This is a genomic window from Natrinema sp. DC36 (assembly GCF_020405225.1).
Taxonomy (GTDB): domain Archaea; phylum Halobacteriota; class Halobacteria; order Halobacteriales; family Natrialbaceae; genus Natrinema.
In genome coordinates, this window is record NZ_CP084472.1 from 2230065 (window position 1) to 2256072 (window position 26008).

General features: G+C 66.0%; 24 protein-coding genes. 13 read left to right on the plus strand and 11 right to left on the minus strand.

What is annotated here, in order from left to right; genetic code table 11:
- Positions 1–16 precede the first annotated feature (16 nt).
- Genes LDH74_RS11605 through glpA form a run of 5 tightly spaced genes read right to left on the minus strand, consistent with a single transcriptional unit; the run spans position 17 to position 5707 of the window.
- Entirely contained in the window at positions 17–1183 is a 1167-nt protein-coding gene (locus tag LDH74_RS11605; protein ID WP_226038890.1) for an AAA family ATPase, read from the minus strand.
- Positions 1183–2523: an anaerobic glycerol-3-phosphate dehydrogenase subunit C gene (locus tag LDH74_RS11610; RefSeq protein ID WP_226038891.1), complete on the minus strand. Its 1341-nt coding sequence runs from the start codon at positions 2521–2523 to the stop codon at positions 1183–1185. The genes LDH74_RS11605 and LDH74_RS11610 overlap by 1 nt, the downstream gene beginning before the upstream one ends.
- On the minus strand, positions 2523–2678 hold the full coding sequence (locus LDH74_RS11615; protein ID WP_226038892.1) for a hypothetical protein: 156 nt from the start codon (positions 2676–2678) through the stop codon (positions 2523–2525). Before LDH74_RS11615 ends, LDH74_RS11610 begins: the two co-directional genes overlap by 1 nt.
- On the minus strand, positions 2675–3988 hold the full coding sequence (gene glpB, locus LDH74_RS11620; RefSeq protein WP_226038893.1) for a glycerol-3-phosphate dehydrogenase subunit GlpB: 1314 nt from the start codon (positions 3986–3988) through the stop codon (positions 2675–2677). The genes LDH74_RS11615 and glpB overlap by 4 nt, the downstream gene beginning before the upstream one ends.
- Complete coding sequence (gene glpA, locus LDH74_RS11625; RefSeq protein ID WP_226042523.1) at positions 3989–5707, minus strand: anaerobic glycerol-3-phosphate dehydrogenase subunit GlpA; 1719 nt, start codon at positions 5705–5707, stop codon at positions 3989–3991.
- A gap of 305 nt (positions 5708–6012) precedes the next feature.
- On the opposite strand from glpA, the gene glpK reads away from it, so the two are divergent.
- The 4 genes from glpK (at position 6013) to LDH74_RS11645 (ending at position 11022) form a co-directional block, all read left to right on the plus strand.
- Positions 6013–7554 (plus strand): glycerol kinase GlpK, encoded by a 1542-nt coding sequence (gene glpK / locus LDH74_RS11630; protein ID WP_226038894.1) that lies wholly within the window; start codon positions 6013–6015, stop codon positions 7552–7554.
- A 3-nt stretch (positions 7555–7557) separates the two neighbouring features.
- Positions 7558–8631 (plus strand): hypothetical protein, encoded by a 1074-nt coding sequence (locus LDH74_RS11635; RefSeq protein ID WP_226038895.1) that lies wholly within the window; start codon positions 7558–7560, stop codon positions 8629–8631.
- 386 nt (positions 8632–9017) lie between these two features.
- The gene (locus LDH74_RS11640) at positions 9018–10244 is read left to right on the plus strand and encodes a cyclase family protein (RefSeq protein ID WP_226038896.1); all 1227 of its coding nucleotides are present in this window, start codon (positions 9018–9020) and stop codon (positions 10242–10244) included.
- 94 nt (positions 10245–10338) lie between these two features.
- Positions 10339–11022 carry an HAD-IIB family hydrolase gene (locus LDH74_RS11645; RefSeq protein WP_226038897.1) on the plus strand — a complete coding sequence of 228 codons (684 nt, stop codon included), beginning with the start codon at positions 10339–10341 and terminating at the stop codon, positions 11020–11022.
- Positions 11023–11055: 33 nt separating this feature from the next.
- On the opposite strand, the gene LDH74_RS11650 is transcribed toward LDH74_RS11645, so the two are convergent.
- Together LDH74_RS11650 and LDH74_RS11655 are read right to left on the minus strand one after the other, a co-directional pair.
- Positions 11056–12123 carry a hypothetical protein gene (locus LDH74_RS11650; protein ID WP_226038898.1) on the minus strand — a complete coding sequence of 356 codons (1068 nt, stop codon included), beginning with the start codon at positions 12121–12123 and terminating at the stop codon, positions 11056–11058.
- Positions 12124–12263: 140 nt separating this feature from the next.
- Entirely contained in the window at positions 12264–12626 is a 363-nt protein-coding gene (locus tag LDH74_RS11655; RefSeq protein ID WP_226038899.1) for a hypothetical protein, read from the minus strand.
- 277 nt (positions 12627–12903) lie between these two features.
- On the opposite strand from LDH74_RS11655, the gene LDH74_RS11660 reads away from it, so the two are divergent.
- Both LDH74_RS11660 and LDH74_RS11665 read left to right on the plus strand, forming a co-directional pair.
- A complete protein-coding gene (locus LDH74_RS11660; protein ID WP_226038900.1) occupies positions 12904–13899 on the plus strand; it encodes a phosphate uptake regulator PhoU in 996 nt (331 codons plus the stop codon).
- A 147-nt stretch (positions 13900–14046) separates the two neighbouring features.
- Complete coding sequence (locus LDH74_RS11665; RefSeq protein WP_226038901.1) at positions 14047–15444, plus strand: arylsulfotransferase family protein; 1398 nt, start codon at positions 14047–14049, stop codon at positions 15442–15444.
- 71 nt (positions 15445–15515) lie between these two features.
- On the opposite strand, the gene LDH74_RS11670 is transcribed toward LDH74_RS11665, so the two are convergent.
- Positions 15516–15854 carry a hypothetical protein gene (locus LDH74_RS11670; protein WP_226038902.1) on the minus strand — a complete coding sequence of 113 codons (339 nt, stop codon included), beginning with the start codon at positions 15852–15854 and terminating at the stop codon, positions 15516–15518.
- Between the two features lie 210 nt (positions 15855–16064).
- Here LDH74_RS11670 and LDH74_RS11675 point away from each other — a divergent pair, with 210 nt between their 5' ends.
- The 4 genes from LDH74_RS11675 to LDH74_RS11690 all read left to right on the plus strand — a co-directional run bounded on the left by LDH74_RS11675 (position 16065) and on the right by LDH74_RS11690 (position 20930).
- Positions 16065–17339 (plus strand): Single-stranded DNA binding protein, encoded by a 1275-nt coding sequence (locus LDH74_RS11675; RefSeq protein WP_226038903.1) that lies wholly within the window; start codon positions 16065–16067, stop codon positions 17337–17339.
- Positions 17336–19144, plus strand: a complete 1809-nt coding sequence (locus LDH74_RS11680) for a hypothetical protein (protein ID WP_226038904.1) — start codon at positions 17336–17338, stop codon at positions 19142–19144. The genes LDH74_RS11675 and LDH74_RS11680 overlap by 4 nt, the downstream gene beginning before the upstream one ends.
- Positions 19145–19153: 9 nt before the next feature.
- The gene (locus LDH74_RS11685) at positions 19154–19987 is read left to right on the plus strand and encodes a metallophosphoesterase (RefSeq protein ID WP_226038905.1); all 834 of its coding nucleotides are present in this window, start codon (positions 19154–19156) and stop codon (positions 19985–19987) included.
- 121 nt (positions 19988–20108) lie between these two features.
- Positions 20109–20930 (plus strand): hypothetical protein, encoded by an 822-nt coding sequence (locus tag LDH74_RS11690; protein ID WP_226038906.1) that lies wholly within the window; start codon positions 20109–20111, stop codon positions 20928–20930.
- 47 nt (positions 20931–20977) lie between these two features.
- Here the strand turns inward: LDH74_RS11690 and LDH74_RS11695 are convergent, their stop codons facing one another.
- A complete protein-coding gene (locus LDH74_RS11695) occupies positions 20978–21292 on the minus strand; it encodes a hypothetical protein (protein ID WP_226038907.1) in 315 nt (104 codons plus the stop codon).
- Positions 21293–21460: 168 nt separating this feature from the next.
- Between LDH74_RS11695 and LDH74_RS11700 the strand changes: the two genes are divergently transcribed.
- The gene (locus tag LDH74_RS11700) at positions 21461–21694 is read left to right on the plus strand and encodes a MarR family transcriptional regulator (protein ID WP_226042524.1); all 234 of its coding nucleotides are present in this window, start codon (positions 21461–21463) and stop codon (positions 21692–21694) included.
- A gap of 125 nt (positions 21695–21819) precedes the next feature.
- Here the strand turns inward: LDH74_RS11700 and glnA are convergent, their stop codons facing one another.
- On the minus strand, positions 21820–23172 hold the full coding sequence (gene glnA, locus LDH74_RS11705) for a type I glutamate--ammonia ligase (RefSeq protein ID WP_226038908.1): 1353 nt from the start codon (positions 23170–23172) through the stop codon (positions 21820–21822).
- 283 nt (positions 23173–23455) lie between these two features.
- Entirely contained in the window at positions 23456–23806 is a 351-nt protein-coding gene (locus tag LDH74_RS11710) for a hypothetical protein (RefSeq protein WP_226038909.1), read from the minus strand.
- A gap of 208 nt (positions 23807–24014) precedes the next feature.
- Between LDH74_RS11710 and LDH74_RS11715 the strand changes: the two genes are divergently transcribed.
- Together LDH74_RS11715 and LDH74_RS11720 are read left to right on the plus strand one after the other, a co-directional pair.
- The gene (locus tag LDH74_RS11715; RefSeq protein ID WP_226038910.1) at positions 24015–24365 is read left to right on the plus strand and encodes a thioredoxin family protein; all 351 of its coding nucleotides are present in this window, start codon (positions 24015–24017) and stop codon (positions 24363–24365) included.
- 76 nt (positions 24366–24441) lie between these two features.
- Positions 24442–26007 carry a ribonuclease H-like domain-containing protein gene (locus LDH74_RS11720; RefSeq protein ID WP_226038911.1) on the plus strand — a complete coding sequence of 522 codons (1566 nt, stop codon included), beginning with the start codon at positions 24442–24444 and terminating at the stop codon, positions 26005–26007.
- Position 26008: the final 1 nt, after the last annotated feature.

Genomic DNA, 26008 nt, shown 5'->3' on the forward strand with positions numbered 1-26008 from the left:
TTGTATCGGCCGTCGATCACGGAGCGTCGTCGAGCGAGACCGCCGTCAGCGATCGGAACGCGACCGTGGGGTACCGCGGTTCGACCGTGCTGGGTTGCCGCCCGCTGTTGTGACCGGGGGACGACAGCTGAACCCGTTCGATGACGCCTCGATCCGCGAGCTCGTAGAGAAATCGCGTGACCGTGCCGGCGGTTAGGGACGATCGGGCGGCGATAGCGCTCGCTAGCTCGCGGATCGGGCGGTCACTCGGATCGAGATCGACGAGCGCGAGCAACACCCGTTGTCGAGTGGCCGAAAGTGCGAGCGCTCGAGCGACGTGAACGCCGTCGTCGGGCACGTCGGTCCGCGCCGTCTCGAGGTGAGAGGGCTCGATCCGGTCGGCCTCGTCCTCGCTCGCGAGGACGGCGGCGCCGAACAGGGTCGCGAGCGCGTCGTGGGCGTTCCCGTCGGCCCAGCCGGCCAGTTCACGGACCGCGTCGTGATCGAGTGCGCCCGCCGCGAGTCCCGTCGAGACGCGGTCGGTGACGACGTCGACGAGTTCGTGATCGCGGTAGGCCGGGACGGTGACCGTCTCGCCCCGGTGATCGTCGGGTTCGGTCCGTCCGACCGCGACGGGAGTGCAGTCCCCGACCGGTGCCAGCAGCTCGCGGACGCGATCGACCCCGAGCGTCTCGGGCTCGTCGTGGTGGTCGATCGCGACGACGGCGCGCCGATCCGGACGGGACAGCCTGTCCCGGAGGCGCTCGCGGAGGTCGTCGGTTCCTACGCCGCTCTCGGGCACCCGTTCCGACGAGAGCCCCGACAGCACCGCTCGGTAGAACGCGAAGGGACTCTCGACCTGACGGCCGTCGACGGTGACGAACCACGTCGCCGGTTCGGTGTGTCCGCCCCTCGTCGTCGTCTCGATCGCGCGGCTCGAGCCGCCGAACTGCTCGTTCAACGCGTCGAACATCGCGGTCACGATCGCTGACGTGCCCGATCCCGCCGGCCCGGCGATCGCGACCGGCGGCGGCAGCTCCCCGTCGAAGACCGGCTCGAGCGCGTCGAGCAGTTGCTCCAGCACGGGGCCCCGACCGACCGGTTCCGGTCGGTGGACGACCGGGCTGAGCTGGTCGCGATCGACGACGATGCGTCGCCCCTGCCGCGCCGACCGCCGTCGTGCGATTCGCTCCTGAAGGTCCATTACTGCGCGTCTGCCTCCGTCGCGGTTCCGACCAGCGCCGCCTCGAGCACCTCGAGCGTGTGGGTGATCTCGTAGCCGGTCCCGTGTTCCATCTGCATCGAGCAGGTCGGACACTCCGTGAGTCCCGTTTCCGCGTCCGCGTCTTCCATGTGGTCGAACATTTCCGATCCGATTTTCATGGATGTTTCGTAATTCTCGGCCTTCCAGCCGTACGTCCCGGAGATCCCCGAACAGGAGTCGCCGACGTCGTGGGCGTCGACGCCGTCGATCGCTGCCAGCACCTCCACCGTCTGCCCGTCGAGGCCCTGATTCCGCGCGTGACACGGCGCGTGGTAGGCGAAGTTCGAATCCGCGAGCGACCCGTCGATCGACGTCCCCTCCAGTTCGCCCTCGAGGTCCTCGTGAACCCGGAGGTACTCGACGGCGTCCCAGGTGTTTTCGGCGACGTCCTCGGTCCCCTCGAAGTCGAACAGTTCGGGGTACTCCTGTCGGATCGACATCGAACACGAACTGCAGGAGGCGACGACATCCGCGCCGTCCGCGAGCGCCGCGGCGAGCTCCCGGACGTTCGTCTCGGCCGACCGGCGCGCATCCTCGAGCATCCCGTTGGCGAACATCGGCGTCCCCGAACAGTGCTGGTCGGGAACCATGATCTCGTAGCCGAAGTGTTCGTAGACTCGCACGAGGGCCTTGGCTACCTCTGGCGTGTTGTAGTTCGCGTAGCAGCCGTGGAAGTAAGCGATGCGCTTCTCGTCGCTCTGAACCTGTGCACCTCCCCTCGCTGTCCACCACTCCCGAAACGTCTCCGTCGCGAACTCCGGCAACTCTCGCTCGCCGGTGATGCCGAGGAGTTTCTCGCCGAGCCATTGCGTCGCGGAGAGCCCCATCACGAAATTCGTCGTCCGGGGGAACATCGACCCGAGCGGGGCGAGTCGGCGGTAGTTCGCGAGGACCCGATTCCGAACGTACTCTCGCGAGAATTTGTCCATCTGTTCCTCGACGTACTCCCCTCGAGCGGTGTTGTGCATCTGCGAGAGGGGAACGTCCGACGGGCAGGCGCTGTCACAGCGCATGCAGTTCGAGCACTTCATCACCGAGTCGTCGATGTCGTGATCGTCCTGGCGCTTGAGCCGCCACTGCTCGGGGCCCTGGAACTTCGGCCCGGGGAACTCGTCGTCCACCTCGGCGACGGGACAGTTCGTATCGCAGGTCGAGCACTTGTAGCAGTCGTCCGCACCCGGCCGGAGGTCCATCTCCTCGGCCTCGGGGAACACCTGAATCGGCTCGAACTCGTCGTCGCCCGGTACGCTATCGTCGGTCGGCCGTTCTGCGTCACTCATCAAATCACCTGAATCAGTCGGTTGCCGCCGTTCGTGCCGTTCGTCTCGTCCGTGGCGCTCGTATCGACCGTACCGCTCGCGTCGATCGGGCGAATCAAATTGCGCGCGTGCCGTCGTTCGATTCCGCCGCTCGAGGCGCACACGTCGTCCGTCACCGTTCGCCCTCCGAGGCGGCGCGTCGGCCCGCGACGTAGCCCGTCGCGAGCGAGACGCCGGCGCCCGATTTCTCCGCCGCGAAGTCGTAGCCGCCCAGCACCGCACCCGCCGCCCGGAGGTTCGAAAACTCGGGCTTGTCGGCAGCGTCGAGCGGGCGGAGGTCGCGGTCGACCGGCAGCCCGAACCGCGCGTAGGGCTGGTCGCCGAAGACGTCGTCGACGAACCAGTCGTAGCGGTCCGCCGCGTGCGGGACGTGGCAGTCGAAGATCGGTTCGAACACCCGTTCGCGCTCGGACTCGACGCCCTTGCCGACGAGTCCGCCCGTCGCGAGCACGTACTGATCGGCTCGGTGGGGGACCTCGGCTCCGTGGCGGTCGACGATGACACGATCGATCCGCTCGGAACCGGTCGCGGTCGTCCCATCACCGTCGGTCTCGTAGTCGACCACGGGGACCCCCGTCGTCACCCGGACGCCCCGCTCCTCGAGCGCGTCGTACAGGAGATCCTCGAGTCGCATCCCGGGCAGGCTGGGCGGCCCCATCGGAACCTCGAAGACGTCGACGCCGAGGCGGTCCGCGAGGTCGGCTCTGACCGCGTCGGCCCGCTCGTCGCCGAGGATCGCGGGGAAGCCGACGCGGGACTCGCCCTCGAGGTGGGATCGAACGGTCTCGGCGAGCGCCTCGCGAGCGGTCGTCTCACCGGCCGTCGTCGCCACGGACTCGTCGTGGTCGAGCAGGTGCGCGTACCGCGTGATTTTCGCGTCGTCTCGAGCGATGCCGGGGAACCGAACCGTGACCCCGCGGGCCTCGAAGGGGACGCCCGCCGCCTCGAGGTGGGACGCTGCCAGCGGCGCTTCGAAGTCCGGCAGCGTCTCGAAGCCCACGAGCAGGGCGTCGCGATCGTCGCTCGCGAGGCCGGCGGCGGTCGAAACCGGATACCTGGCGGTCGGCTTGACCGTGCCACCGTGGGTCGGGACGAGCGCGTTCGCGTCGGTGTGGGCCCCGCTGTAGGCGTCGCCCGCGATATCGTCGAAGAACTCGAGCGCATCGCGAACCGCCTCGCTTCCGACGCGCTCGTAGGGGTGTCCGTCGGGGAGTTCTTCAAGCGCGTCGAACGGGTCCACGAGCGGGCCGTCGCCCGTCGGCGTGTATCCGAGAACGTCGATCAACCCGCTGGCGTGCCGGAGCGTGCTCTGCTTGGACGAAACCAGCCGAACTTGCACGTCTTCGTCGCGCTCTGTCGCGGCGAGCGCAGCGGTCGTCCCGGCGAGTCCGCCGCCGATGACGAGGACGTCGTCCTCGATCGCCATCTATCGGACCCCCCGTGAGCCGTCGGCCCGCTCCCCCTCGGTCCGACCGCCGTCGAAGGCCGCGAAATCGATCGCCGCCGTTTCCGCGTCCGCGCTCGCGGGATCGCGGTCCCGGTTCATCGTCGTCGCGTGCAGCGCGTAGTTGAGCATGGCCTGCGAGAGCTGTTCGCCCCACAGCGCGTGCCGTTCTCCCTTCCACCGCTCCTGAAAAAGTTCGTCCAGCGCCTCGCGGACCGTCTCCTCGTCGTGTTCGGGGTGGAGTTCGTTCGCCATGTTCTGACAGCAGAAGCCGCCCTGACAGTTCCCCATCGAAGCGCGCGTCCGGATCCGAACCGCGTTCAGATCCGAGCCCGACTGCGAGATCGCGTCTTGGATTTCCGCGCGCGTTACCCCCTCGCACTGGCAGATCACCGGGTTCGGCTCGTCCGTCTCGAGCACGTCGCGCGCCCGGCTTCCCAACCGTTGCTTGCTCCGGCGGGCCACCGGAGAGCGCAGCCCGAAGTCGTCCATGCCGGCCTCGAGCGTCTGGATGTTCTCGCTGCCAGGCAGGGGTTCCTCGGCGGTCGTACAGGCGGCGTTCACCCCTACCTTCTCGCAGACGTGGTCGGAAATCTCCTCGGCCATCGCCCGGTAAGTGGTGAACTTGCCGCCGACGATGCTCGACATTCCCGAGACGCCGTCGCGGTCTGCGTGGTCGAGCAAGAAGAAGTCCCGCGTGATGTCGGTCGGGTCCTCGGTACCGGTTCCCGGCGGCTCGTACAGCGGTCGGACGCCCCAGAACGAGCGGACGGTCCGTGCCTCCTCGAGGATCGGGACGAGTTCCGAGAGGGTGTCGATCATCCGGTCGACCTCCCATCCCGATTCCGGATAGTCGTCCGGATCCGAGACCTCCTCGTCGGTCGTCCCGAGGATGGCCGTCGTCTCGTGTGGCACGACGATGTCGGCGTCGCCCTTCGGCCGACAACGGTTGATCACCGTGTCGACCTGCCGGACGTTCATGATCGTCATGACGCCCTTCGAGGGGCGGACCTCGATCTCGAGATCCGCCATCGCGCCGATCTGGCCGGCCCACGCGCCGGTCGCGTTGACGACGTAGTCGGCGGTGATCTCCTCGGTCGTCCCGGGCGTCGCGTGCGTGCGCTTCCCCGTTCCCGCCTCGTGGCGCACCTCGACGCCGTAGATGTCGTCGCCATCGCGCAAGAGGTTCACCACTTCTGCGTGGGTCTCGATCCGCGCGCCGTGGGCCTCGGCGTCGATCGCGTTCGCGACGCAGAGCCGGAACGGGTCGACCGCGCCGTCGGGGACCTCGATCGCTCGCTCGATATCGTCCGCGAGGTGCGGTTCGACTTCGCGGGCTTCCGCACCCGAGAGCACGCGGGCGGGGATCCCACAGTCACGACAGCCCTCGAGTTTCTCGCGGAAGTAGTCGTCCGAATCCTCGGGGCGCTGGACGAACAGCCCGCCGGTCTCCTCCACGCAGTGGCCCGCGATCTCGCGGAGCACCTCGTTCTCCTCGATACACTCCCGCGCGCTGGCCCGGTCGGACACCGCGTACCGCCCGCCGCTGTGCAGCAGGCCGTGCATCCGGCCGGTCGTTCCGTCTGTGAGGGTCCCTCGCTCGACGAGCGTCACCTCGAGGCCGCGGCGCGCCAGATCGCGAGCGATACCGCAGCCGGTCGAGCCGCCGCCGAGAACGAGGACCTCCGTATCGGTTACCATCCCTTCGTCCGTCTCTACGACGACCCCTTCCTTCATTTTATCGGCGGCGGCGGAACGACCGTAACTTTCCGTGTGGATCCGCTCGTCCGTGGTGGGACGACGAGGTTACGCGGCCGGTTTGATGACTCCGCCTCCGTTAAATTCCACCATTTGGGCCGTTCTAAACGATTGATTCCACCGTACTGTCTCTACTACGTCATACTGTGACACGTTCAGAAACATTTATAATGATCGTCAAAATTGTTTACCGATATCGCGCGATCACCAGTAAATAATCGCGTGGCTACACAACCGGGTGAATACGAGTGACAGAATCCACGTACGTCGGTGCGGTCGACCAGGGGACGACCGGGACCCGCTTCATCGTCTTCGATCACGAAGGGCAGGTCGTCGCGAACGCCTACCAGAAACACGAACAGCTCTATCCGGAACCAGGCTGGGTCGAACACGACCCGATGGAAATCTGGGAGAACACCAAAGATGTCATCCGACAGGCGCTCGGGCAGGCGGATATCGGTCCCGACCGGCTCGAGGCCATCGGGGTAACCAACCAGCGGGAGACGACGCTGCTGTGGGACGCCGATTCCGGAAATCCGGTCCACAACGCCATCGTCTGGCAGGATCGACGGACGACGGATCGCGTCGAGCAACTCGAGGACGACGGGATGGTCGAGACTATCCGCGACAAGACCGGCCTCGAGGCCGACGCCTACTTCTCGGCGACGAAAGCCGAGTGGCTGCTCGACAACGCCGATCCGATTAAACTCGAGCGCTCCCGCCCGCAGGACATCCGCGACCGCGCGGCGGAGGGGGAGGTCCTGTTCGGTACCATCGACTCGTGGTTGATTTACAACCTCACGGGCGAGCACATTACCGAGGTCACGAACGCCTCGCGGACGATGCTCTACAACATCCACGACCTCGCGTGGGACGACGACCTCCTCGCGGAGTTCTCGATCCCCGAGGCGATGTTGCCCGAGGTCCGGCCCTCGAGCGACGACGAAACGTACGGGTCGACTGACCCCGAGGGCTTCCTCGAGGCCGAAATTCCGGTCGCGGGGGCGCTGGGCGACCAGCAAGCGGCCCTGTTCGGCCAAACCTGTTTCGACGCTGGCGACGCGAAGAACACCTACGGTACCGGTTCCTTCTTCCTGATGAACACCGGCAACGAGGCCGTCGAGAGCGACCACGGTCTGTTGACCACGATCGGCTTCCAGCGCGCCGGCGAGGACGTCCAGTACGCGCTCGAGGGGTCGATTTTCGTTACCGGCGCGGCGATCGAGTGGCTCGAGGACATGACACTGATCGACGATCCGGCCGAGACGGCGTCGCTCGCGCGCAGCGTCGATTCGACGGACGGCGTCTACGTCGTCCCCGCCTTTACGGGACTGGGCGCTCCCCACTGGGACCAGCGCGCACGCGGTACCATCGTCGGGATGACGCGGGGCACCCGCAAGGAACACGTCGTTCGTGCGACCCTCGAGTCGATCGCGTACCAGACGCGGGACGTGGCGACGGCGATGGAGGCCGACTCGGGGATCGAAATGACCTCGCTGAAGGTCGACGGCGGCGCGGTCAAGAACAACTTCCTCTGTCAGCTCCAGTCGGACATCATCGGCTCGGAGATCGTTCGCCCGGTCGTCGACGAAACGACGGCGCTTGGGTCGGCGTACGCGGCCGGACTCGCGGTCGGTTACTGGAGCGATCCCGACGAACTGCGGAGCAACTGGCAGGTCGACGCGGAGTTCGAACCCGAGATGGATCCGGACGACGCCGATCGGCGCTACGACCGCTGGTCGGACGCCGTCGACCGATCGCGCGACTGGGCGCGGGACGCGGAGGAGTAACCCATGTTTCAGGTACTCCTACAGGTTCCCGTCATCGGCATGGAACTCGAGGCGTTCATCGTCTTGCTCATCGCCGCTCTCGCCGGCGGCGCGTTCGGTGCGGCGCTCGGCGCGCTGCCCGCGTTCGTCTTCACGGGGTTCGTCGTCTTCCTCGGCGAGGGGCTGGCCATCCTCGAGGGCGAACTCGGCGGACTCGACGCCGTCGGCGCCGGTAACATTGCGACCGGGATCACCGGGACGATCGGCTTCGGCGCGGTTACCGGTCCCCACATCGCCTTCGCCGGCGGTGTGGCCGCGACGGCGTACGCCGGCCGGAAGTACCCCGAGATGGAACCCGACGACTGGGACTACCACTTCGGGAAGGACATTCTGTACGCGTTCGGGACCAAGCCCGACATTCTCGCTGTCGGTGCGATCTTCGGCGCCCTCGGCATGCTCATCACTCAGGTGATGGCCGGAATCGGCTTCCCGACGGACAACATCGCGCTCTCGGTCGTGGCGACGGCGTTCCTGGCTCGGCTCGCATTCGGTTACCCGCTCGTCGGCAGGGTCGGCGGCTCGAGCATTCTCGACATGTCCCCCTTCGAGCGCGAGGAGAAACGCGTGGCGGCCGACGGCGGCACCGAGACCGATCGGCTCGCGACTGAACCCTGGCTGCCACATCAGTACGAGTGGTCGGGCGTCACCGCCATCGGCATCGTCGGCGGGATCCTCGGCGGCTTCATCTGGCTCGAGACCGGGAGCATCTTCCTGGGTTACGCGATCTCCGCGATGAGCCTGCTGTTTCTCAACCTCGGCGTCGAGAAGATCCCCGTCACCCACCACATCACGCTGTTGGGGTCGACGGGCGCGGTGATCGCGGCGTCGGCCGTCGGAAGCGACCCGATCGTGCTGCTCGTCGCTGGCGCGTTCGGCGCGATTAGCGGGCTGCTCGGCGAACTGAGCCAGCGAGTGTTCTACTCGCACTCCGGGACCCACGTCGATCCGCCGGCGATGGCGATCGCGGCGTTCATGTTCGTGCTCGGACTCCTCTATCTGGCCGGCCTGCTTCCCAACGCAGGCTATCTCGGCCTCTAAATCGCCGGTTCCGTTTCCACCCACCGACCGGGTGCGTCGATCCATCGGCTTCCGTTTCGGTCGGCGACGCTCCCGGCTCGGATCGCTATCGGCCTCGAACCTATTCGTAACCGAGATAATTAGTACGAAATGACAGTCTTCCCCCGTGATGGAATATATAGTATCTGATTGCTTCGCCGTAAATCGACGACGATCAGTGATCGATCGCACTGATCGACAACTTACGTTCAGGACTGCATAGTTCGGTATAGAAGCAGTTTTTGTAGGATATCGGTCGCCAGACTCGATCATCATCTCCGTGATAAATGCACTGAACTAACTCACGTCGTGTAGCTGATCTTCGCCTTTATTCCTCACTGCTCCGACTATTATTACGGGATGTCACAATGACCGGACACGATCGCGATCAGGATTCGGATGTGGGCGTCGATCGACGAAACTTCGTGCAGGGTTGCGGAGCGGCCGCGGCGATGGCCGTCGCCGGACTGAGCGTCGACTCCGTCGCGGCGACGGCGGCGGATCTCGACGCGCTCCTCGAGGACTTGCCGAACAACTGGGGGCGGTGGGGCGAGGACGACGAACTCGGCGCGCTCAATCTGCTGGGTAGCGAGGAGGCGTTCGCCGGGATGGAAGCGGCGATGCAACGCGGTCCCACGGGGATCGAACGGTTCACTCTCCAGATGCCGATGACCGGCGAGGCGATCGACGCCCTCGTGGGGGAGGGCGACGCGCCGACGACGGACACCGGCGATCCGATGTTCCCGGGCCGGACGCCGGCCCGTCGCGACAACGCTGCGGACGCGCGGACCGCCGAACCGTATCCGGGCGGCATGCAGTTCTCCGACGACCGGTTCGTCACGGAGTTCTTCCTCCACGGGACGACCCACATGGACGCTCTCGGTCACGGCTGGTACGGCGACGAGGTGTACAACGGCCGCGACGAGTCGGTCACGGCGGCCCCGAAGGAGTTCGACCACGCGGTCCCCGGCTGCGTGGACGGGGAAGCCGGCGAGGTGAAAGAGACCCACGGCCACTCGGCCGTTGACATCTCCCCGCTAGCCGACGCCGGCGTCGCGGGTCGCGGCGTGTTGCTTGATGTCGGCCGCGCGCGCGGCGACGACTGCGACCGGCTCCCGCTCGGCGCGGAAGTGACCCTTGAGGACATGAAGGAGACGGCGAAGGCACAGGGAATTGAACTCCGGGAGCGAGATATCATCCTGCTCCGGACCGGATCGATCGAACGCGTCGCCGACCCCGATGCGGAGTGGGATCCGATGAACGAGCCCGGACTGGTCTTCAGCGAGGACCTGATCCGCTGGGTCCACGACATGGGGGTCCCGATGATCGGCGCGGACAACGTCGCCGTCGAGAAGGTGACCCAGACCGTCGGCGACCACACGTTCGTCCTGCCGCTGCACGGCGCGCTCCTGCGGGATCTGGGCGTGTCGCTCAACGAGATCCTGTGGCTCGATGACCTCGCCGCGCAGTGTGCCGACGACGGGATCTACGACTTCCTCCTGACCTCGGCACCGCTGCACGTCGAGCGGGCGACGGGCGGGCCGGTCAACCCCATCGTGCTCAAGGCGACGAAACCGAAAGAGAAGCGATCCTGACCGCTGGATCGACGTTCCGTCACCGTCTCGAAGTCGACGGCAGTACCGGGCCACTGACCCGACCGTTTTAGGGGGCGGATCGCTCATCACCGATATGACCGCCGATCCGCCGCTCGCCCTCGATATCGACGGCACCCTGACCCGCCCCCAAGGCTGGGGGATCGATCCCCGCGTCTTCGATCCGCTCCGCGAGTGGGACGCGCCCGTCGTGATCGCGACCGGGAAGGCCTTCCCCTATCCCGTCGCACTCTGTCACTTCGTCGGCATCCCCGAACTCGTCGTCGCCGAAAACGGCGGCGTCGTCTACACCGGCGACGACGTTTTCTTCACCGCCGATCGCGAGGCCGCTCGAGCCGTCACCGAGGAGTACCGGGCCGCCGGCTACGAGCTCGGCTGGGGCGCGGAGGATACCGTCAACCGCTGGCGGGAAACCGAGATTGCCGTCAACTTGGAGCAGCCGATCGACCCCTTGCGCGAGATCGCCGCGAAACACGGTCTCGAGGTGATCGACACCGGCTACGCCTACCACGTCAAGGACGCCGATCCGAACAAGGGCGAGGGACTCGAGCGGGTCGCCGCACACGTCGGGATCGACCTCGCAGACTGCGTCGCCGTCGGCGACTCGATCAACGACGTCTCGACGTTCGAGGCCGTCGGCCGGAGCTTCGCCGTCGCGAACGCCGACGAGATGGCGAAAGCGGCCGCCGCCGAGGTACTCGACGAGGAGCACGCGGACGGGACGCTCGCGGTGCTCGAGCGCGTCCGAGATAGGAAATAAATCGGCTCGTTCCGCCGCGACCTCCGTTCCGCGCTACTCGCCGTCCTCGAGCACGTCGTCGATCCACTGCTCCGGGACGACTCGTATCTGACTGTCGGCCTGTAGCGAGTCGGCGGTGACGAACACGATTTCGTCGCCGGAGGCGACGGCCATCCCGCCGCCCGCGACGGAATCCCAGTGGTTCAACACGGTGTCGGGAATCGTCAGGGTTCGCTCGCCGTCGATCTCGGTGCTCGCGACGTAGCGGATTCCGCCACCGTCCTGAATCGGGTCGAATTCCTGTGAGACGAAGACGGCGTCGTCGTCCTCGCGAATCCCCCAGAACGCTTCGGATCTGAGCGACAGAATGTGTTGATCGAACGCGCGCTGGGGGACCGGTATTTCACTGCTGTGTTCGTCGAACGAAGCCGCACCCAGTCGCTCGTACGATTCGGTTGATTCGGTTTCGGCGCTGTCGGGACTGTCGGATACGCTCCCGGTACTGTCGGGACTTTCCGATTCGCTCTCAGTAGTAGTGGACTCGCTCTCGAGACCGTCGGACTCGCTGTCAGGCTCAGTGGACTCGTTCGCCACGTCCGCGAGTCGCTCCTCGTCGGTGCCGGTCTCGACGACGTCCGACTGATCGATCCCGGTCGCGTCGATATCGTTCTCGAGGTCGGGACTCGAGTCCACGTCCTCGATGTCGATGCTGGTCCCGGCGACGCGCTGGGCCTCGTCACCGGTGTGCCGGCCGCCGCCGGCGTCTCGGTCCTCGAGGTCGTCGATCTCGGGTCCGGTGCTGACGACGTCCGTCTGATCGATGTCGGCTCGAGTCTCGTCGCGCCTCCCGTCCGCCCGCCGCTGGGCGATCGCGACCGCGAGGAGTACGCCGCCCAGAGCGAGCTGGCCGACGCCGTGCTCGCGATTCCCCCGTCGGAGCGCTCTGATGCCGCGGAGGAGACTCACTCCGCCGCCGATACCCGCCGGGAGGCCCGATTCGATACCCCCTCGGGCGGACTGGAGCGCCCTCGAGACGCCCTCGCGGCTGAGTTTCGATTCGCTGTGCTCGGATTCGGTCGCGGGACTGTCGCCGGTTTCGGTGGTGGGATCTCGCTTGCTCATGTTCGAGTTAGCTGTTTCGATCCGTCGCAGGCGGTCTATCGAGTAGTGAGAACGCGGTGACGGCATGGAACGCATCTGGCCAGTGGTGGCTGGCTGCTGGTGGGTGACACCCGTCTCGTGAGGGCGAGCCAGTTCCCGATTCAGCTCTCGGCGCTCGAGTCACCGTCTCCCGTGCTATCGGCGAACTCGTCGGTCTCCTCTTCGGCCGACGACTGGACGTCGTCCATATCGACGGCGGAGCTGACTTCCTCCTCGTTGATCGCCCGCTCGAGGGTCCCCGTGTCGGTCACCGCACCCAGCCCCTTCTCCTCGACCGCGGACTGGATCTCCCCGGCGTCGATCGCCGAATCGACGTTCCCGCCGTTCGTCGCCGATTTCAGCGCTCGTCGGACGATCAGGTAGCCCGCGAGCGCCGCGCCGCCGGTCGCGATCGCGCCCGGAACCCCGTAACGTTTGTAGCCGAATTTGACCGCTTTCTTGCCGATCGTGTAGGCGCCAATCATGGATACGGATTGCACTGGAACGGGCAAGAGGGCGAGGCTTTCGTACGGAAGTCGCGATCGTCGTCAGGAACGATCGGTGAGGCGATGGTGAACCGCAGAGTCCGACCCGAGTACATCTATATAGACTTCGGCTTCACTGGCTGCACGTCGTTCTATTCGGCCCGTTTTCCCCGGGTAGAATCGCGATACCACCGGTCTAGATCGGGTACTACAGAGCCGCTCGCTGTTCTCTATAGATTTGGCTATATTTATATTCGAGCGGGCTACATCCGGCCACATGGAGACGCGAAAGGTCCAGGTGACGGGCGGGTCGACGTACACCGTCTCGCTGCCGAAAACGTGGGCAACCGACAACGACGTCAGCGCCGGCACGACCGTCGAGTTCTACCCCGAAGACAGCGCGCTGTTGCTGACGCCCCAGAGCGAAACGGAGCGCCAGGAGGGCACCCTCGATATCTCGAGCATCGAGGGCGAACGCCTGACCCGCGCTGTCATGACGATGTACGTCAGCGGTTTCGACATCATCAGACTCGAGGCGGGGCGCATTACGACCGACCAGCGCCGGGCGATCCGCAGCGCGACCCAGGGGCTGGTCGGCGTCGAAGTCCTCGAGGAGACCACCGACAGCGTGGTCATCCAGGACCTCCTCGATTCCTCGGAGCTATCGATCGTCAACGCCGTCACGCGGATGCGCCTGATCGCCCAATCGATGCTCGAGGACGCAGTGACCGCGCTGATCGAGAACGACGACGACATCGCTCGCGACGTGATCGAGCGCGACGACGACGTCGACCGGCTCTGGCTCGTCGTCTCGCGGATCTTCCGCGCCACCCTGCGGTCGCCCCGCGCCGCCGAGGAACTCGGCGTCCCGCGCGAGGACTGTTTCGACTTCCACTCGAGCGCCCGCCAGCTCGAGCGCGTCGCCGACCACGCCGCCAAGATCAGCAACATCGCGCTCAAGCTCGAGGAGATCCCCGAGCCGGTCGCCGAGGCGCTCGAGGAGCTGCATACGGACGCCTCAACCGTCCTCGAGAAGGCGATGGACGCCCTGTTCGCCGAGGAAACGGAGGACGCGAACCGGCTCGGCCACGACGCCCGGGAGGCCGTCCTCGAGATCGACGAGCACACCCGCCAGATCGACGATATGCTCCGGGATCTCGACTCGGTACAGGCCCAGTCGCTGGGGTTGATCGTCGACTCGCTGTCCAGGAGCGCCGACTACGGCGGCAACATCGCCGAGACGGCGCTACAGAAGGCGGCACCGCGGCCCTGACACGTTCGATCCGCACCAGTCAGCGTCCCCGTCGGCCCGATCCGCAGTAGCGTCGCGGACGGGCGGGAAAGCTACTACTATCTCCTCCTGAAATCGAATACTGATGGCTTCCCGAGCGGCTCCGCCGACGGTCGCGGAGGGGGTACCGTGACGAACCGCCCGCTGTCGGCGCTCGCTCGAGTCCGACCAGCGCTCACGCGCACCCGGATTCGGGCCGGCTTCGGCATCGTCGTTCTGCTCTCGACCGCCGTCGTCGCCGCTGCGGCGTCGGGCGGCCTCTCGACGGCGTCGAAAGAGGCTGTCCCGGAGGCACCGCCGACCGAGAACCACACGGTCGTGACCGAATCGGGTCGCGCCGGGACGATCACCGCCTACGCGCCCAGCGGCGAGATCCGCTACTACAACAACTCGCGAACGAAGTACTTCGACGTCGATCCGGTCGAGGGCGATCCGCTGACCGTCGAATACACTGCGACCGATACGATCCACACGGAAGGGGCCAACTGCGGCGATCCGCCGTGCGCCAGGAACGTCATCGAGCGTGCCGACCTCGAGACCGGCGCGGTCGAGGTCGTCTACGAACGCTACGATCACAAGGAGACCGCCGCCGAGTGGCACGACGTGGACCGTATCGACGAGCGCCACGTTCTCGTCGCCGACATCGTCGCGGATCAGGTCTTCATCGTCGACACGGAGACCGAGATCGTCGAGTGGCTCTGGGACGCCCAGAGCGAGTTCCCGCTGGAGAGCGGCCACTCGTTCCCGAACGACTGGACGCACATCAACGACGTCGAATACATCGAGGACGGCCGGATGGAAGGCCGGATCATGGTCAGTGTTCGAAACCAGAATCGGGTCGTCTTCCTCGACCGGGAAGAGGGCCTGCTCGAGGGGTGGACCCTCGGCGGCGAGAACGACGCCGACGTTCTGAACGAACAGCACAACCCCGACTTCATCCCCGAGAGTCGAGGCGGACCGGCCGTCCTCGTCGCCGACTCCGAGAACGGTCAGATCAAGGAGTTCCAGCGCGAGGATGGCGAGTGGAACCGAAGCTGGCTGTGGGAAGACGATCGGATCCAATGGCCCCGCGACGCGGACCGACTTCCGAACGGGAACACCTTGATCACCGACACCCACGGCAACCGCGTTGTGGCCGTCAACGAATCGGGCGACATCGTCTGGGAGGTCGAGTCGACACTCCCCTACGAAGCCGAGCGCCTCGAGACCGGTGCCGAAAGCGAGAGTGGCCGGAGCGCCCGGGAACTCGGCCTCGAGTCCCGAACGGTAACCGAAGACGACGGCGGAACCGGCGGCTTCGGGATCGACCCGTTCGCGTTCCTCGGCGGCATCGTCGAGTCGATCCTCCCCCATCGGATCTATAACGCGTTGATCTTCGTCGCGCCGGTCTGGATCGGCAAAACTGCAGCCGCCGCTATCGCCGTCGGACTCCTGACGGGGCTGACCTGGGCGGGTCTCGAGATCAGATGGACACTCCGCGATGCCGGTATCTGGTTCCGCCTCCCCGTCTCCCGCGAACGGGAGTAGCGCGGTCGGTGGCCTCCGCTGCTCCGTGGGTGGGACCATCTCCGTCTCGTCGGTGAGGGAGAGCGAACCGGTCAGACGTCCTTCTGTCCGACCTCCAGCGATCGAGTGCGGTTCGAGGGGGAGAGCCGCGTCCGTACGGCGCGTCCGCCGACGGCGACCAGCGAGGCGAGAATCAGGAACGAGCAGAAGTACCACGGCTTGGATTGTATCACTGTGAGTCCCCTCGTGGAGGCGGGGACGATGCCGAGCGCCAGCAGATAGAACGCGGTGAGAAGAGCGAGCGACGACTGGCGGTAGCCGTGCCAGTAGATGACTCCGATGAGAACGCCAGACAGGAGACCGAGTTGGCCCGAATGAAGTTCGGGAACGGTACTGAAAATCGACGATAGGACGGTCTCGACGGTAGCCATTCGTATTGCTCTCCGACGGGACCGTTCTATGCTGTGGCCTGCAAATCGACAGCTACTATGACGAGTCAACCGCGACACTATGGGTGCTGATCGTTGCCGAGACACCGACGACGAATATCGGCGACTTCGTCGACGTCGTCGGTCGGTCGACCTGTTCACTTTCGCCCTCCTCCGGGAACGCTTTTTACGCCCCAACTCGAAAGGCAAGTGATGGAACTCGACGATCATGCCGAGGATCTCGCCTCCGACCTCGGTGTTGACAAAGAGGAGGTCAAAGACGACCTGCAGAATCTGGTGGAGTACAGCGTCCCGATCGACGAGGCGAAACAGAGCCTCCGGCGGAAGTACGGCGGCGGGTCCAGCGGCGGTGGCGGCGCGCCGTCGGCGAAGGATATCGCCGAAATCACGACCGACGACGGCAACGTCACCGTCACGGGCGTCGTCCTGACTGCGGGCGAACGATCGATCCGCTATCAGGGCTCCGATCACGTCATCGTCGAAGGCCGACTGGCCGACGAGACCGGCGTCATCGACTACACCGCGTGGGAGGACTTCGGCCTCTCGCCGGGCGACACGATCACCGCGGGCAACGCGGGCGTCCGCGAGTGGGACGGCGAACCCGAACTCAACCTCGGCGAGAGCACCTCACTGTCCTTCATCGAGGAGTCCCTCGAGGTACCCTACGAGAGCGGCGGCGACGCGCAACTGGCCGAGCTCCGGACCGGTGACCGCGCGGTCACCATCGAGGTCAGCGTCCTCGAGTGCGAGCGAAAGACGATCGACGGCCGCGACGGCGAGACGGACATCCTGAGCGGCGTCTTCGGCGACGAGAGCGGGCGGCTCCCCTTCACGAACTGGGATCCGGCCCCCGAAATCGAAGACGGCGGCACGGTCCGCATCGAAAACGCCTACGTACAGGAGTTCCGTGGGGTACCCGAGGTCAACGTCTCGGAATTCTCGCGAGTCTCCGCACTCGACCGCGAGATCGATGTCGGAACCAACACGTCGACGATGGACGTCGGCGACGCCGTCGCTACCGGCGGCATCTACGACGTCGAAGTCATTGGGAACCTGCTCGCGGTCCGCGACGGCTCCGGACTCATTCAGCGCTGTCCGGAGTGTTACCGGGTTATCCAGAAGGGGCAGTGCCGAACCCACGGCGACGTCGACGGGATCGACGACCTGCGCGTCAAGGCGATCCTCGACGACGGCACCGGGACCGTCACCGTCGTCCTCGACGACGAACTCACCGAACGGGTCTACGACGGCACCCTGGACGACGCCCTCGAGCAGGCCCGCGAGGCGATGGACCAGGAGGTCGTCGCGGATCGGATCCGCGAGCGCATCGTCGGCCGCGAGTACCGCGTCCGGGGGCACCTCTCGGTCGACGAGTACGGCGCGAATCTCGACGCCGAGCTATTCGAAGCGAGCGACGACGATCCGGCCGCCCGTGCGACTGCCTTCCTCGAGGAGGTGGACGCATGAGCGCGAACGGCGACGGTGACGACGAGATTCCGGGGCGAGAACTCGCCTACCGGCTCTTCGCTGCCGAGTACGACGACGCCTCGTTCTCCTACGCGGAGAGCGACGAGGAACGCGCGCCGAACTACGTGATCACGCCGACCGGCGCGCGACTCAACCGCGTCTTCGCCGTCGGAACGCTGACCGAAGTCACGTCGGTCAACGACGAGATGGTTCGGGCCCGCGTCGTCGACCCGACCGGCGCGTTCGTCGTCTACGCCGGCCAGTACCAGCCCGACGAACTGGCCTTCCTCGAGCAGGCCGAGCCCCCTGCGTTCGTCGCGGTGACGGGAAAGGCCCGGACCTTCCAGCCCGACGATTCGGATCAGGTCTACACCTCGATCCGGCCGGAGAGCATCGCGACGGTCGACGCCGACACCCGGGACCGCTGGGTCGTCAGCGCGGCCGAGCAGACCCTCGATCGCATCGGTACCTACGCCGGCGCTGCCGACCTCGAAGGAAGCGCGGAGCCACGCTCCGCGGACAGTCGAGCGGCGAAGCCGCGAGACGCGGATAGCGACACACTGACCAACGCCCTCCTCGAGGCCGGCGTCGAATCCGGCCTCGCGACGGGGATTCCCCTCGCACAGGAGCACTACGGAACGACGCCGTCGTACCTCGCGGCGCTGCGAGCGTGTGCGCTCGAGGCGGTCGAAGTCGTCGCGGGCGAGCGCGATCAGGTGAGCGGACTCGCTATCGCACCCGACGCGACGAGCCCCGAATTCGACGCGTCCTTCGCATCGCTCGCCGACCTCGACGGCGTCGATACCGACGCGATCGAGGCCAGTCTCGAGTCCGAAGCCGAAACCAAACCCGAATCCGAACCCGAGTCGACGGAGGCGGTCGCGGCGACGACCGACGGGAGCGGCACGGCTGCGGTCGACCCCGAGGACACGCATTCCGGCTCCGCGGCCGGAACGGCGACGAGTGACGATCCCGCGACTACCGACATCGATGCGGAACTCGAGGCCGAGACAGCCGAAGCCGAACCCGTCTCCGAGTCGGACGACACCGATGAATTCGACGGTACCGACGACTCTCCCGAGGCCGAGCCCGACAGTGACGGGACAGCGAGCGAGGTCGACGACGAGACTGCCGACGTCGCGGCGTCGGAATCCGACGACAGTGATGGCGAAACGGACGACAGCGATGACGAAACCGACGACGAACTCGGCGACTTCGACGCCGGCGATGTCGACGACGGCATGTACGAAATGGACGAGTCGGAACGCGAACAGCTCGAGGAAGAGTTCGGCACGGAGTTCACCGCCGGCTCCGAGGTCGACGAGCCCGGAGAAGCGGAAATCGACGTTCCCGAGCCCGAAGACGCCGCGGCCGATGAGCCCGAGGCAGAATCGGAGTCGGGCGACGACGAACCCGACGACGGCGACGCGATCACCGGTGGGGAATCCGCCGAGTCCGACGACGATATCGGTGCACCACCGGAATCCGGACTCGAGGACGCGGAATCGGACGAAGCCGCCGAGTCGGAGTCCGGAGCCGACGAGGAATCCGAAACCGACGACGCCGAACCCGACGACGAGCCGGTCTCGAACGACGAACCGGCCGAGGACGTCGATCTCGAGGCCGCCGTCGTCGAGACGATGACCGAACTCGACGACGGCGACGGTGCCGATCGGACGGAGCTGATCGAGACGGTCGCCGCCGACACGGGGGCGCCCGCCGACGACGTGGAGGACGCCATCCAGGACGCGCTGATGGGCGGCCAGTGTTACGAGCCCGACGACGAGACGCTGAAGGCCATCTGAGCGGCCGCGATGCGAGACGATCCCAACCCGACCGGGACCCCGTCGCCGCTCGCTCGCGTCGAACCGGTTCCCGGCGAACCGGCCGCGACCGCGGCGATCGGGGGCGAGAGCGCGTTGCTCGTCGCCGACTATCACGCCGGCTACGAGGCCGGCTTGCGCTCCGAGCGCGGCGTCGACGTTCCCAGCCGCGCGCCCGACCGCCGAGAGCGACTGCTGGCGTTGCTCGAGCGCACTGATCCCGATCGGCTGGTCGTCCTCGGCGACCTCATGCACTCGATCGGCGATCCGGGCGGGGCCGAACGCGGCGAACTCGAGGTGCTGTTCGAGTCTTTTTCGAGTGATCTCACAGTGACCGTCGTCAAGGGCAACCACGACGGCAGAATCGAAACCTGGCTCGCGGACAGCGACGACATCGGGGCGACGATTACCGTCGTCCCCGGCGATGGCGTCGCGCTCGGCGATATCGGCGTCTGTCACGGGCACACCTGGCCCTCTCGAGCGGTCCTCGAGAGCGAGGTGGTCTGTTTGGGTCACGAACACCCCTGCGTTCGACTCGAGGACGAGGTCGGCGGGAGCCGCGTCGAGCGTACGTGGCTGCGCGGCCGGCTCGATCCCGGCCCGTTTCGCGACCGTCCGGCGTACGAGGGGGTTACGTGGCTCGAGGATGCGGACGAAACCCCGCCGCGCGCGGTCGTCGTACCGGCGTTCAACGACCTCGTCGGCGGGACGTGGATCAACGTCGCCGGACAGTCGTTCCTCTCGCCGTTTCTTCCGGCGGGGCTGGCTGCGGGAGAGGCGTACCTGCTGGACGGCACGCGACTCGGTCCATACGAGTCGGTGTAACGGAACGGAGCGGGTTCGGCGGGCGACTACCCGCAACGATCTTGCCTCGGGAGAGACTCGAGCAGCGGACGTGAAAATATCATTCAAAAAATACTTAGTCGCCGAAGTGATAGTCGTGGCCATGTCGTTTCGCCGTCCGTCGGCGCTATTCTTCGCAGTCGCTACCGGCTGGTACGTCGGTCTGTTCGGCCTCGGCGTGACGGGCCTCGCGCTGGGCGTTGGATACGTCACGCCGTGGCCACTGGTAATCGGCGCGTGTGTCGGCCTCCTCGCGACTGCCGGCAGTTATACCCGCGCCGACCTCGCGACGAGACTCGTCCGAACGCGCCTGTCACATCTGCTGGCCGGAGTCCCGTTCGTCCTGATTTTCGGCGGGACATTGCTCCTCTTAGTTGATCTCCCGAAGTACGAGAGCTGGCTGACGACGTGGCTCTCCGAACTGCTCGTGATCACCATTGCCGGTTTCATTTTCTATCTCGTTTCGATAAATCGTCACGTCGCGATCCGCTACGAACGAGACTCGGTGATGGTCAACTGGGTCGCGGAGCCGGACGCGCGATACCGTCGACTCGTTCGAGCGGTCGGTATCGGTGTGGGTTGCGGGTGTTTGATCCTCGGCTTCGCCGTCGATCCGATTGTCAATCCATTTCCCGGCATTGGCGGTATGTTGCTGGCTCAGGCGTTTCTTGCCGGTCGACATCGTGAGTACGTGCTTTTCGAAAGCGGGCTGTGCATCCACCGACCGGGCACGATCAGTTACCAGTTCATTCCTCGCCAGCAGTTACGATCGGTCGACCTCACGGACGACCGGCTCGCGATCCGACGCGGATACCCGTGGCCGTTTCCGATTCGATGTGCCACCGCAACGGTCAGACGGCCGAGGCAGGTCGCGGACGCACTCACGCAGGTACTCACGTCCACGCCGGTGGACGACCGCAACTGACCGTTCGCGAACGGTCACCTGATGGGCGTCGCAGTTCCCGCTGCCGTCTACCGCCGGACGGTTTCCGATCGGATCTCGTCGCCCTCGCGCCACTGATAGTAGTCGTACTCGGTTCCGGCGATCTCCGTCACCGAGACGGTCGCCCGTTCCGGGACGCCGTCGGGGTACGGTTCGGCATCGGCCTCGTCCGATATCGATTCGTCGTCCGCTCCCTCACGTCGCTCCTTCCACGCCGCCACCTCCTCGAGATAGGCGCTCACTTCGCGAAGCGTCGCTGCGTCTCGTTTCGTGAATTCCTCGAGCGCCTCACGGTCCACGCGGTCCAACTCCGGCGGCGGGGTCGGTCGCTCGTCGGCAGCCATGTCTTGCGGTGGGAGCCGGTCGACCGTAAAACGTCGTTGTTCCGTTCGAGACCGTCTTCCGCGTCAGAATTTGCGGTGTGATGACGTAGACCGTATTGAGTCCTAATATTCGTTAGTAGCCAACCACGTGTAGATTTATATACCAGAACGAGATCCGTACTGATGACAATGGAATCACAGAAACACCGACCGACGGCGCGAATCGATCCGGTTCCCGACGACCTCGAGTCGGCCCAGGCAAAACTCGTGTACATCTATCTCGAGGCGGCCGACGGCGCGACGGTCGACGAACTGGGAGAGATACTGGCGATGAAGAAGATCGACATCCTGAGCGTGCTGAACTCGCTTTCGAGCGCCGGCTACGTCACCCAGACGGGCGCGACGTACGTCGTCGCGAACTGATCGGGCGAGTCGCGACGACTGGGACGACGAGATCGGCGCTCGTTCTGCCGGCGTGTCGTCAGAAACTGGAATGCAGCGTATCGGTGCTCGATGCACCGAAACACGTCGTCTTCGGGGTCAGCCGGTTAGAACGTCTCGAGGTAGCGGTCGAGCTCCCAGTCGGAGACGTCGACGAGGTAGTCCTCGAACTCCTGTTCTTTGGCTTCGACGAACTTCGGTCCGACGTGCTCGCCGAGGGCGCTGTAGATGACTTCGTCCTCCTCGAGGGCCTCGACGGCTTCGCCGAGATTCGTCGGCAGCGTGTCGATGCCGTACTCCTCGCGTTTCTCCTCGTCGAACTCGTAGATGTTCTCTCGAACCGGGTCCGGACAGTCGAGATCCTTTTCGACGCCGTCGAGACCCGCGTGGATGAGCGCGGCCAGCGCGAGGTACGGGTTACAGGACGGGTCGGGGAAGCGCGCCTCGATGCGGGAAGCCGCCGGGACGCGGGCCGCCGGTTTTCGGATCAGCGCCGAGCGGTTGCGATCGGACCAGGCGACGTAGACGGGTGCCTCGTAGCCCGGCACCAGTCGCTTGTAGCTGTTCACGGTCGGGTTCGAGACGGCCGTGATCGCCGGCGCGTGCTCGAGGATCCCCGCGATGAAGGAGTGTGCCGTTTCGGAGAGGTCGAACTCGTCGTCCTCGTCGTGGAAGGCGTTCTCGCCGTCCTCGAACAGCGAGAGGTGCGTGTGCATGCCCGAGCCGTTGATGCGCGGGATCGGTTTCGGCATGAACGTCGCGTGGAGGTCGTGCTGTGCGGCGATCGCGCGGACGACGGTGCGGAAGGTGCCGACGTTGTCCGCCGTCGAGAGCGCGTCGTCGTACTCGAAGTTGATCTCGTGTTGGCCCTTGGCGACCTCGTGGTGGCTCGCTTCGATTTCGAAGCCCATGTCCTCGAGGCCGTAGATGATGTCGCGGCGAACGTCGCTCGCGAGGTCTTTCGGCGCGAGATCGAAGTAGCCGCCGTGGTCGCCCGTCTTCGTCGTCGCGCGTCCCTCCTCGTCTTCCTCGAAGAGGAAGAACTCCGGTTCGGGCGCGGCGTTGACCGTGTATCCCAGGTCGTCGGCGCGCTCGAGGGCATTCTTGAGGACGCGCCGCGGGTCGCCCTCGAAGGGCTCACCGGTCGAGGTGTCGATGACGTCGCAGATCATTCGAGCCGAGGCGCCGTCCTCACGATTTTGCCACGGGAGAACCGCGAACGTGTCGGGGTCGGGCTTGAGCCGCATGTCCGATTCCTGAATGCGCACGAACCCCTCGATCGAGGAGCCGTCGAAGTAGATCCCCTCGGTGAACGCCTTCTCGGCCTGCCGGGCGGGCACGGAGACGTTCTTGACAGTCCCCAGAATGTCGGTGAACTGCAGCCGAAGGAAGTCGATGTCTTCCTCCTCGATTTCGTCCAGTACCTCCTCTTCCGAAGCGGTTAGATTTCCGTTCGTCATCTTCTGCTCGCCTAAGCCAACGAATTCTACTATTAAAGTTCTACTGTTGTGGGCGAATATACGCAAATTCTCTCTCAGATGGACGAACGTAGTTTATAATATGGTATACTCGGTGTGTGGCTGACATCGGCTGAAAAAGTACGGGCAGAAATGAATAATCGTGTAGTGGTCGCTCGAGGCGTCGGTTCGTCGGAAGCGCATCGACCCCTCGAGTCGCGTTCCAGGTCTCGTCTCGAGTCACGGCTCGATCGCGTCGAACTCGTCGATTTCGAAAATCGGTTCGCTACGCCGAAGCGGCCCGTACGCCGGAGACGTGCCCGGCTCCGGTCAGTATCGTCAGGCTCGAGAGGCCGATCTCGACGGTCGCCCGCCAGACGGTCGTCGAGGTGCGGATCGCTCGCTGCCACGCCGCGACCGGGACGATCGGCGCTCGTTCGCGTGCCGGCCCGTTCGGTCGCGGCCGCTTCGTCAGCGCCGTCTCGCAGTTCGGACAGACGTACGCGACGTGCCGGCCGTTCGATTCCAACACCCAGTCACCGTCGACCGGGCTCGAGTGGTCGCACTCCCAGCAAAACAGCGTCGCTTTCCGCTGCGTCGGGGCGCCGTCACCGCGGGTAGATGCTGGCTGGGTCATCGGGCGTGGGTACAGGCCCCAGCTATAAAATCACCTCCCGTACTCGATTCACACAATACAAGCGACCGGTGAATCTTCGCTGCGACACCGTCAATCGATCCGAGAAATGCGGTGTGTCCACGAGAGTCAGGCCAGTGGTACGAGACCCGACCGTCGACTCGCCGCGCCCGGCGTCACGGATTTCCGCGCTGATCACGTATCCGTCGCCATGGCCGCGACCAGTAAACCGAGCCGACTCGAGACCGGCGACGAACTCGACGACTTCGTAGACGCCCACGACGTGGCGCTCGTGGAGTTCTACACCAGCGGCTGTGCGATGTGCCAAGCCATGGAGCCCGTCCTGGGAAACGTCTCTCGGGCCACGGACGTCGCGATCGGGATGGTCAACCCCGGCGACGACATCGAACTCGTCGACCGGTTCGATATCCGGTCGGTGCCCACGCTGATCCTATTCGAGGACGGGGCGGAAACCGCGCGGCTGGCGGAGGGGTTCCAGGGTGGCGACGCCGTCACTGCGTTCCTGGCCGAACACGTTCCGAACGCCGTCGGTGCCGACTGACAGAATCAGGTTCGTCACTGCAGCGCGTCGCTCGAGTCCGCGAACGCTTATCATCGCTCGCTCGTATTCCCTTTCTATGTCCGACGAGGACGGTGCCGACCTGCTGGCGCTGCGCTGTGACGCCGTCGCCGATCTGGACGACACGGCGCTGCGAGACGCGCTCGAGTACTTCGGCCCGGACCTCGTCTACGTCGTTCGCGAGTCGTCGGACGTCCGCGTCGTCAGCCGCCTCCGTCGCGCGTTCGACGGGCCGGTCGTCTCCGCCGGCGGCCCCGCCAACGTTCGGACGGAGACGGTCGCCGGTATCACGTTCGTCTTCGCGGGGTCGGCGTCGCTGCTCGAGGACCGCTCTGAAGACGACGAGACGCAGACCGCGGAGTACGTCGTCTGCGACGATATCGAGCCGACGACGGACGCCGTCGTGCTGGAGGCGACCCTCGCCGGCCGCGAACCGCTCGCCCGCTACCAGTCGCGAGCGAGCGAGACGGCAACCGTGCTGACCGGCGCGCTCGAGGCGAGTTACGATCACGTCTGGGAGCCGACCGTCGACGGAGAAGGAGTCAGGATACCGGTTCGGGGGGTCGCCCCGTTGCGCCGCTCCGGCGCGGCCGAACTCGCCTGTCTCACCTGCGACCGACGCGGTTCGGTGGCCGTCTCGTCGGCCCCGGCCGACCGATTCGGGCTGCGAGCGCTTGCCAACGTCGGGCCGACGACCGCACAGCGGCTCCGAACGAACGGCTACGAGACGCGCGCGGCCGTCGCCGAGGCCACCGAGGCGGACCTCCGCGCGATCGACGGCGTCGGCGCGTCGACGGCTCGAGCGATTCGCCACAGCGCGCGTTCGCTCGCGGAGTCACGCGTCGTCCGCTGCACTGACGAGCCGGTTCCGCCGGCGGCCGAGACCGCGACGCCGCTGTTCGTCGACATCGAAACCGACGGGCTACAGCCGACGATCATCTGGCTGATCGGGGTCTACGATCCCGAACGCGACGCCTACGTCGACTTCGTCGACACCGATCCGTCCCGCGACGAGCCGGGCGCGGCGACCCGTGAGTTTGTCTCGTGGCTGGCCGCCGAGTACGACGCGCCGTCGCTCGTCGCGTGGAACGGCCACGCGTTCGACTACAAACACCTCGAGCGCTTCATCGCCCGCGACGTGCCCGAGTTCCACGACTACTGGCGGGAGAACGTCTTCACGTACGACCTCTACGACTGGGCGGTGCGACGCGAACACGCCGTGTTGCCGGGTCGAACGAACCGGCTCGAGGACGTGGCCGAGGCGCTGGGCTGTGACCGGTCGGGAGCCGCGGCGGCCCTCGACGGGAAGAGTCTCGCGGAGCGGATCCGGCGACTGCTCGAGAGCGAGCAGCCATCGGGTACTGAATCCGACGACGGCGCGGCCGCGACTCGGGCCGCGACGGGACCGGCTATCGACTGGGCGGCCGCCCGGGAGTACTGCGAGGCGGACGTCAGGGAACTGGCCGCGGTTGCCGAGGCGATCGCGACGGCCCCGCTCGAGACCGGCAGAGCGTCGGCGGAGACCGACGGAGCGGAGATGGAGACGAACGGAGCGGAGAATGAGACGGAACGAGAACGATCGACCGACGACTCGACGACGCAGACCGGGCTCGCCGACTTTTGAC

Coding starts and splice junctions, on each gene's coding strand:
- LDH74_RS11635 (WP_226038895.1), top strand. CDS start 7,558: ATGTTTCAGGTACTCCTACAGGTTCCCGTCATCGGCATGGAACTCGAG.
- LDH74_RS11690 (WP_226038906.1), top strand. CDS start 20,109: ATGTCGTTTCGCCGTCCGTCGGCGCTATTCTTCGCAGTCGCTACCGGC.
- LDH74_RS11675 (WP_226038903.1), top strand. CDS start 16,065: ATGGAACTCGACGATCATGCCGAGGATCTCGCCTCCGACCTCGGTGTT.
- LDH74_RS11695 (WP_226038907.1), bottom strand. CDS start 21,292: ATGGCTGCCGACGAGCGACCGACCCCGCCGCCGGAGTTGGACCGCGTG.
- LDH74_RS11655 (WP_226038899.1), bottom strand. CDS start 12,626: ATGATTGGCGCCTACACGATCGGCAAGAAAGCGGTCAAATTCGGCTAC.
- LDH74_RS11685 (WP_226038905.1), top strand. CDS start 19,154: ATGCGAGACGATCCCAACCCGACCGGGACCCCGTCGCCGCTCGCTCGC.
- LDH74_RS11700 (WP_226042524.1), top strand. CDS start 21,461: ATGGAATCACAGAAACACCGACCGACGGCGCGAATCGATCCGGTTCCC.
- LDH74_RS11660 (WP_226038900.1), top strand. CDS start 12,904: ATGGAGACGCGAAAGGTCCAGGTGACGGGCGGGTCGACGTACACCGTC.
- LDH74_RS11640 (WP_226038896.1), top strand. CDS start 9,018: ATGACCGGACACGATCGCGATCAGGATTCGGATGTGGGCGTCGATCGA.
- LDH74_RS11650 (WP_226038898.1), bottom strand. CDS start 12,123: ATGAGCAAGCGAGATCCCACCACCGAAACCGGCGACAGTCCCGCGACC.
- LDH74_RS11715 (WP_226038910.1), top strand. CDS start 24,015: ATGGCCGCGACCAGTAAACCGAGCCGACTCGAGACCGGCGACGAACTC.
- LDH74_RS11610 (WP_226038891.1), bottom strand. CDS start 2,523: ATGAGTGACGCAGAACGGCCGACCGACGATAGCGTACCGGGCGACGAC.
- glpA (WP_226042523.1), bottom strand. CDS start 5,707: ATGGTAACCGATACGGAGGTCCTCGTTCTCGGCGGCGGCTCGACCGGC.
- glpB (WP_226038893.1), bottom strand. CDS start 3,988: ATGGCGATCGAGGACGACGTCCTCGTCATCGGCGGCGGACTCGCCGGG.
- LDH74_RS11720 (WP_226038911.1), top strand. CDS start 24,442: ATGTCCGACGAGGACGGTGCCGACCTGCTGGCGCTGCGCTGTGACGCC.
- LDH74_RS11605 (WP_226038890.1), bottom strand. CDS start 1,183: ATGGACCTTCAGGAGCGAATCGCACGACGGCGGTCGGCGCGGCAGGGG.
- LDH74_RS11670 (WP_226038902.1), bottom strand. CDS start 15,854: ATGGCTACCGTCGAGACCGTCCTATCGTCGATTTTCAGTACCGTTCCC.
- LDH74_RS11645 (WP_226038897.1), top strand. CDS start 10,339: ATGACCGCCGATCCGCCGCTCGCCCTCGATATCGACGGCACCCTGACC.
- LDH74_RS11680 (WP_226038904.1), top strand. CDS start 17,336: ATGAGCGCGAACGGCGACGGTGACGACGAGATTCCGGGGCGAGAACTC.
- LDH74_RS11710 (WP_226038909.1), bottom strand. CDS start 23,806: ATGACCCAGCCAGCATCTACCCGCGGTGACGGCGCCCCGACGCAGCGG.
- glnA (WP_226038908.1), bottom strand. CDS start 23,172: ATGACGAACGGAAATCTAACCGCTTCGGAAGAGGAGGTACTGGACGAA.